The 6,123-nt window shown below is 71.6% G+C and carries 5 protein-coding genes; 2 read left to right on the forward strand and 3 right to left on the reverse strand.

Features of this window, described 5'->3' with window-relative positions; translation table 11 throughout:
• Positions 1 to 108 precede the first annotated feature (108 nt).
• Both HUN59_RS01145 and HUN59_RS01150 read right to left on the reverse strand, forming a co-directional pair.
• Complete coding sequence (locus HUN59_RS01145) at positions 109 to 1,416, reverse strand: hemolysin family protein (protein ID WP_174777265.1); 1,308 nt, start codon at positions 1,414 to 1,416, stop codon at positions 109 to 111.
• 138 nt (positions 1,417 to 1,554) lie between these two features.
• Positions 1,555 to 2,559, reverse strand: coding sequence for a M23 family metallopeptidase (locus HUN59_RS01150; RefSeq protein ID WP_174777266.1), 1,005 nt, complete (start codon positions 2,557 to 2,559; stop codon positions 1,555 to 1,557).
• A gap of 162 nt (positions 2,560 to 2,721) precedes the next feature.
• Here HUN59_RS01150 and HUN59_RS01155 point away from each other — a divergent pair, with 162 nt between their 5' ends.
• The gene (locus tag HUN59_RS01155; protein WP_058742425.1) at positions 2,722 to 3,210 is read left to right on the forward strand and encodes a hypothetical protein; all 489 of its coding nucleotides are present in this window, start codon (positions 2,722 to 2,724) and stop codon (positions 3,208 to 3,210) included.
• Between the two features lie 47 nt (positions 3,211 to 3,257).
• On the opposite strand, the gene HUN59_RS01160 is transcribed toward HUN59_RS01155, so the two are convergent.
• A complete protein-coding gene (locus HUN59_RS01160; protein WP_058742424.1) occupies positions 3,258 to 3,623 on the reverse strand; it encodes a hypothetical protein in 366 nt (121 codons plus the stop codon).
• Positions 3,624 to 3,832: 209 nt separating this feature from the next.
• On the opposite strand from HUN59_RS01160, the gene HUN59_RS01165 reads away from it, so the two are divergent.
• Positions 3,833 to 6,043: an NADP-dependent isocitrate dehydrogenase gene (locus tag HUN59_RS01165; RefSeq protein WP_174777267.1), complete on the forward strand. Its 2,211-nt coding sequence runs from the start codon at positions 3,833 to 3,835 to the stop codon at positions 6,041 to 6,043.
• Positions 6,044 to 6,123: the final 80 nt, after the last annotated feature.

Genomic DNA, 6,123 nt, shown 5'->3' on the forward strand with positions numbered 1-6,123 from the left:
TGTGTATAAGAGACAGCAGCCCGCACCGTGCTTCCAGTCCGTCAGCCGGTCACCCGCGACGGACGGGAGGCGCGGTGCCAGCCGGCACCGTGCCTCCCGTCCGGTGGGTCAGGCCTGGGCGACCGGGGCGGGCGGCCCTGCCGACGCGGGCACGCGGAGCGTGATCCGGACCCGCGCGACGCGGTGACCATCCATGGCGGTGACCTCGAGCCGGTGGTCCCCGGCCTCGACGACGTCACCGACGCGGGGCACCCGGTCGAGGCGGACCTGCACGAGTCCACCGATGGTCTCGTAGTCGCCGTCGGGCAGCTGCGGGCCACCGTCGGCGGCGAGGTCCTCGAGCACCGTCGCGCCGTCGATGCCGTCGGTCTCGGCAGCGGGCTCGTCGTACTCGGCCGTGTCCCATTCGTCCCTGATCCTGCCGACGAGGTCCTCGAGCAACGCCTCGAGCGTGACCATGCCGGAGCTGCCGCCGTACTCGTCGACGACGAGGGCGATCTGGTGTCCGTCGGTCCGCATGTCGGCGATCGCGCCGGAGAGCGACTTCGTCTCCGGCAGGGCGAGCACCGGCCGCACGAGCGTGGCGACCGAAGCCGTCGGGTCGGCGGGGCGCAGGAGGTCGCGGAGGTGCACGAAGCCGGCGACGTCGTCGCGGGAGCCCTCGGTCACGAGGTACCGGGTGTGGCCGACCTCGATGGCGTGGTCCGTGGCGTCGGCGATCGTCATCGCGGCGTCGATCGTCGAGACGTCGTACCAGGGGCGCATCGACTCGCGGAGGATGCGGTCACCGGCGTCGAGGGCGCTCCGGGCGATCCGGCGTCCCTGCGCGTCGATGGCGTCGTGGTCCTCGACCAGGCCGCGGAGCTCCTCGGTGCTCATCGACTCGCTGCGGGCGTCCGGGTCGCCGCCGAGCAGCCGGACGACGGCGTTCGTGGTCTTCGACAGCACCCAGATGACCGGGCGCATGGCGGTCGCGAAGCGGTCGAGCGTCGGCGCGACGGCCATCGAGAAGCCCTCGGCACGCTGCAGGGCGAGCCGCTTCGGGACGAGCTCGCCGAACACGAGCGACAGGTACGCGATGACGAGGGTCATCAGCACGAGGGCGATCGCCTCGGCGGCGCCGCGGTCGAGACCTATGCCCATCAGCAGCGGGGCCACGTCCGGGGCGATCGACGACGCACCGTAGGCGGCCGAGAAGAACCCCGCCACCGTGACGCCGATCTGCACGGCGGACAGGAACCGGTTCGGGTCCCGGCCGAGCGCGGCGACCCGGGCCCCGCGGGAGCCACGGCGTTCGAGTTGCTGCAGCTGGGACTCACGGAGCGAGACGAGGGCGATCTCGGCAGCGGCGAACACGCCGCCGACGAGCACGAAGAGGATGACGAGCCCGAAGGCGATCCAGGTGTCGGTGCCCATCAGCGGGACACCTCGACGGGTCGACTACGGGCGGGCGGTCTGTGGTGATCGTCCATGGCTGTGATCCTGCACAGGATCACTGGGACATCACCGCACCCGTGCTGCACGAGTGCTGTGCACGCGGGATGCGGCCCGCCGTCAGGTCGTGAGGGAGCGGCCGATCCGGGCTTCGAGCCACGCCTCGGGGTCGATCGGGGTGACGCCGTCCATCAGGACCTCGAGGTGCAGGTGCGCGCCGGTCGAGACGCCGGAGGACCCGACCTTGCCGATGAACTCCCCCGCCTCGACCGTGTCGCCTGCCTTGAGCGGCGACGAGCCCGGGATCATGTGCCCGTACAGCGTCGCGACCTTCCGGCCGTCGATGACGTGGTCGATGATGACCGCCGTGCCGTACGAGAAGTACGTGCCGGAGACCCGGACCTTGCCCGCGGCGACGGCTCCGATCGGCGCCCCCATGCCCGGGTTGAAGTCGAGCCCCTGGTGCAGGGACGAGCAGGCGCCGCACGGAGCGGAGCGGTACCCGAAGCCCGAGCTCATCCGCACCGGACCGGGGAACGGCGACCGGACCTCGCCGCCGTAGGACACCGACGTGCCGGGTGAACCGGCCGTGCCGCCGCCGACGGTGAACCCGTCACGGTCGAGACCGTTCGCAGCGACGGCCTGGGTCACCGCGTAGTCCTGCGTGCGGATGATCGGCGCGATGGTCGACGTCGCGGTCGAGGACCCGACGCTCGCGTGCGCCGGCATCGCCGACGCGGCGAACATCGCGAGGGCCGCTGCCGCACTGGTGAGCGTGATGCGGCTGGCGCGGTGGCTGCGGGTCGGGCGGGAGGCACGGGGGACGGCCGTCACGGGCGTCACGTTCCGGCGGCGGACGACCTTTGTGATCCGGGCGTCCACGTGCTCGGTGGCGACGCGGGCGGCGGCGACGCGCTCCCCCGCGCGCTTCGTGGTCGGCGTGGGGGTCGCACCTGCGGGGGTGGCGGTCGCAGCCGAGGGAGCGGAGGTGCTGGGGGCGTCGGGGCGGGGGCGGCGTGCGGGCTTCCGGGCCGCGGCGCGCTCGGCCTCGAGGGCAGCGCGACGGGACAGGTGCACGACCGGGGTCCCCGGCTGCTGCTGGTCGTGGTCGTGTGTCGTCGTCATGGCCGCCCACCATTCTGCACGAGTCTGTCGCTTTGTACAGGCCCCGTCGTGATCTTCCCGTTACCGAACGGCTGGGAGGCTCCTGATCCGATCCGTGCGCTGCGTGCCGGCTGGGTGCGGGATCGGTAGTGTCCGAGTCCAGCGACCGGAAGGACCTGCGCCATGGCCCGAACGCCGCGGGAGCGACACGAACCGATCGACCTCGCGACCGCCGAGGTCGTGCTCGCGGGCTCCCAGGAGCTGCTCCCGGTGCTCCGCGCCGCGGCCGTGCGGGCCGGGGTGGACGCCACCCGGATGCGCGTCGTCGGCGTGGACGACCTGCCCGATCCGCACTGCTCCGCCGAGGCCGAGCTCGCCGTCATCGCGATCCGCCGTCCCGGCGAGGACCCCGCGTTCCACCGTGCGCACGAGGCCGCCGAGCTCATCGCGCCGCTGCTCGCGCCGAACGCGGTCCGAGTCGTCATCACCGTCTCCGGGGTGACCCGGCTGGCGCCGAAGGTCGAGCGGACCCTGACGTCCGAGGTGCTGCACCAGATCGGCGCCGCATCGGCGTCGTCGGGCTTCGAGCGCCCCTTCCGGAACCTACGGGACCGCCTGGGCGTCGCGGGCCTGCGCGCCTCGGGCGTCCGGGTCTTCCGGATCACCGCCTGATCAGCCACTCGCTCGGTCATGCGTCCAGGCTGGCGCGACGCTCCGGTTCAGGAGGCGTCGTCCGCCGAGCTGTGGACGGCTGACGCCTGCACCCCCGGGTGTGGAGGAGCGTGGTGCGCCACGAGGGCGACGCTCCCCACGGCAAGGGCGAGCGCGAGCGCGCCGGCCGTCACGGTCGTCCCGAGTCGACGGAGTCGCGACGCGGATCCGCGGGAGCGTGGGGCGAAGCGCGCTGCCCCGCGCCGCGGCTCCGGGCCGACGAGCCACGGTCCGGACCCGTCGGGGTCGTACGAGAACGGCCCGGCGCCGTCCGGTGCGTACCGGTGCGGACCGCTGCCGTCCACCGCGTAGGCCGACCGCAGGTCGTCAGCGGTCCACCCGAAGTCGGCCGGTGTCCGTCGTTCCCTGCCCATGTCGCGCTCCTGTCGGTCCTGCGGGAGACCATGGAACGCGATGTGCCCAAGAGCGTCCGATGTGCCTCCCGGACATCCGCTGGACGTCTGCCGGAGACGAGCCGGACGTCTGTCGCAGACGAGCCGGACCAGGTATCTTGATGTCGAGACATCCCGCACCCCGAGTAGCGTGGATGTACCGACGGTTGAACAAGGGAGTACCCGCCAGCATGGCCAAGATCATCTACACCCTCACCGACGAGGCACCGTTCCTCGCGACCCACTCGTTCCTCCCGGTCGTCGAGGCGTTCGCCCGCACGGCCGGCGTCGACGTCGAGACGCGGGACATCTCGCTGTCCGGCCGGATCATCGCCCAGTTCCCCGAGCGCCTCAGTGACGAGCAGCGCCTGGACGACGCCCTGGCCGAGCTCGGCGAACTCGCGAAGACACCCGAGGCGAACATCATCAAGCTGCCGAACATCTCGGCGTCGATCCCGCAGCTCAAGGCCGCGATCAAGGAACTGCAGGCGCAGGGCTACGACCTGCCCGCCTACCCGGACGAGCCCAGCACGGACGAGGAGCGCGACGTCCGCGCCCGCTACGACCGTGTCAAGGGCAGTGCCGTCAACCCGGTGCTCCGCGAGGGCAACTCGGACCGTCGCGCGCCGCTGTCGGTGAAGAACTACGCCCGGAAGCACCCGCACCGCATGGGCGCGTGGAGCGCCGACTCGAAGACGAACGTCGTGACGATGGGCGTGGACGACTTCCGCTCGAACGAGCAGTCGTGGATCGCCCCCGCCGACGACACCCTGACCATCGAGTTCGTCGGGCAGGACGGCGAGGCCACCGTGCTGAAGCAGTCGATCCCCGTCCTCGCCGGCGAGGTCGTCGACGGCACCGTGCTGCACGTCCGGGCGCTCGAGGCGTTCCTCCGCGACCAGATCGCCGCCGCGCAGGAGCAGGGCGTCCTGTTCTCCGTGCACCTCAAGGCCACGATGATGAAGGTCTCCGACCCGATCATCTTCGGCCATGTCATCCGTGCGTTCTTCCCGTCCGTGTTCGAGCGCTTCGGCGCCGACCTCGCCGCCGCCGGGCTGAACCCGAACGACGGCCTCGGGTCGATCCTCGCCGGACTGGACAGCGTGCCGAACGGCGCCGCGATCAAGCAGGCGTTCGCGGACGGCATCGACGCCGGCCCCGAGCTCGCGATGGTCGACTCGGACAAGGGCATCACGAACCTGCACGTCCCGAGCGACGTCATCGTCGACGCCTCGATGCCCGCGATGATCCGCACCTCCGGCCACATGTGGGGCCCGGACGGCGAGGAGCACGACACCCTCGCGGTCATCCCCGACTCGAGCTACGCCGGCATCTACCAGGCCGTCATCGAGGACTGCCGCGCGAACGGCGCCTTCGACCCGTCGACCATGGGGTCGGTGCCGAACGTCGGGCTCATGGCGCAGAAGGCCGAGGAGTACGGCTCGCACGACAAGACCTTCGAGGTCCCGGCTGCCGGTCGCGTCCGCGTGGTCACGAGCGGCGGCGAGACCGTCATCGAGCACGAGGTCGAGCAGGGCGACATCTGGCGCGCGTGCCAGACCAAGGACGTGGCGATCCGCGACTGGGTGAAGCTCGCGGTCACGCGTGCCCGCGCCACGGGTTCGCCCGCCGTGTTCTGGCTCGACGAGACCCGCGCGCACGACGCCAACCTGATCGGGCTCGTCCGCACGTACCTCGGCGACCACGACACCGACGGCCTGCAGATCGAGGTCATGTCGCCCGAGGACGCGATGCGCTTCTCGCTCGAGCGCATCCGTCGCGGCGAGGACACCATCTCGGTCACGGGCAACGTCCTCCGCGACTACCTCACCGACCTGTTCCCGATCATGGAACTCGGCACCTCGGCGAAGATGCTCTCGGTCGTCCCGCTGCTCGGTGGCGGCGGGCTGTTCGAGACCGGTGCCGGCGGCTCGGCCCCGAAGCACGTGCAGCAGCTCGTCGAGCAGGACTACCTGCGCTGGGACTCCCTCGGTGAGTTCCTCGCGCTCGCGGTGTCGTTCGAGCACCTCGCGGGTGTGACGGGCAACGGGCGGGCGAAGGTCCTCGCGGACACGCTCGACCGCGCCACGGGCACGTTCCTCGACGAGAACAAGTCCCCGGGCCGCAAGATCGGCACGATCGACAACCGCGGCAGCCACTTCTACCTGGCGAAGTACTGGGCTGACGAGCTCGCCCGCCAGACCGAGGACGCCGAACTCGCAGCGGCGTTCCAGGGCCTCTCCTCGACGCTCGACGAGCACGAGCAGACCATTGTCGACGAACTCGTGGCCGTCCAGGGCAAGCCCGCCGACATCGGCGGGTACTACCGGCCGGACGACGCCAAGACGAGCGCCGTGATGCGCCCGTCGGCGACGCTGAACGAGGCGCTGGCCGCGCTGTAGACGCGCGCCGGGACGGACGGGAGGCACGGTGCCAGCTGGCACCGTGCCTCCCGTCCGTCTGTGCGTGCGCCCGCAGCGCC

The sequence above is a fragment of the Curtobacterium sp. Csp2 genome (assembly GCF_013347165.1).